Raw genomic sequence first — 1,298 nt, 5'->3', positions numbered from 1 at the left:
GCAGTTCCTGTCGCAGGAGCAGTACAACCAGCTGTTCACCATGCACGGCACGATCATGCTGCTGCTGTACGCGACGCCGATCCTGTTCGGGTTCGCCAACTTCGTGCTGCCGCTGCAGATCGGCGCACCGGACGTCGCGTTCCCCCGCCTCAACGCGCTGTCCTACTGGCTGTTCCTGTTCGGCGGCGTCATCACCGTCTCCGGCTTCCTGACCCCGGGCGGCGCCGCCGACTTCGGCTGGTTCGCCTACACGCCCCTGTCGAGCGCGATCTATTCGCCCGGCGCGGGCGGCGACCTGTGGATCGCCGGGCTGACGGTGTCCGGCCTGGGCACCATCCTCGGCGCGGTCAACATGATCACCACGATCGTGTGCCTGCGGGCGCCGGGCATGACGATGTTCCGGATGCCGATCTTCACGTGGAACGTCCTGGTGACGAGCGTGATGACCCTGATCGCGTTCCCGATCCTGACCGCCGCACTGCTCGGCCTGGCGGCCGACCGGCACCTCGGGGCGCACGTGTTCGACCCGGCCAACGGCGGCGTGATCCTCTGGCAGCACATGTTCTGGTTCTTCGGCCACCCCGAGGTCTACATCGTGATGCTGCCGTTCGTCGGGATCGTGTCGGAGATCGTGCCCGTGTTCAGCCGCAAACCGTTGTTCGGCTACAAGGGCATGGTGTTCGCGACCATGGGCATCGCGGCGTTGTCGGTCGCGGTGTGGGCGCACCACATGTACGCCACCGGCGCCGTGCTGCTGCCGTTCTTCTCCTTCATGACCTTCCTGATCGCGGTCCCGACCGGGGTGAAGTTCTTCAACTGGATCGGCACCATGTGGAAGGGACGTCTCACGTTCGAGTCACCGATGCTGTTCTCGGTCGGGTTCATGGTGACGTTCCTGTTCGGTGGTCTGACCGGCATCCTGCTGGCCGCCCCGGCCATCGACTTCCATGTGTCGGACAGCTACTTCGTGGTGGCGCACTTCCACTACGTCCTGTACGGGACCGTGGCTTTCGCGACGTTCGCCGGCATCTACTTCTGGTTCCCGAAGATCACCGGGCGGATGCTGGATGAGAAGCTGGGCAAGCTGCACTTCTGGACCACGTTCCTCGGCTTCCACGCCACCTTCCTGGTGCAGCACTGGCTGGGCGCGGAGGGCATGCCGCGCCGCTACGCCGACTACCTGGCCAGCGACGGCTTCACCACGCTGAACACGATCTCGACCATCGGCGCCTACATCCTGGGCGCGTCGACCCTGCCGTTCATCTACAACGTGTTCAAGAGCTACCGCTACGGCGAGC

General features: G+C 64.9%; 1 protein-coding gene. It reads left to right on the top strand.

The features are described 5' to 3' along the window. On the top strand, positions 1–1,298 hold a 1,298-nt coding region (locus L2C96_RS44135; RefSeq protein ID WP_237340319.1), incomplete at both ends, for a cbb3-type cytochrome c oxidase subunit I.

This window comes from Amycolatopsis tucumanensis, from assembly GCF_021654135.1.
Taxonomy (GTDB): Bacteria; Actinomycetota; Actinomycetes; order Mycobacteriales; family Pseudonocardiaceae; genus Amycolatopsis_E; species Amycolatopsis_E tucumanensis.
This window is presented reverse-complemented; position numbering and strand designations above follow the sequence as displayed.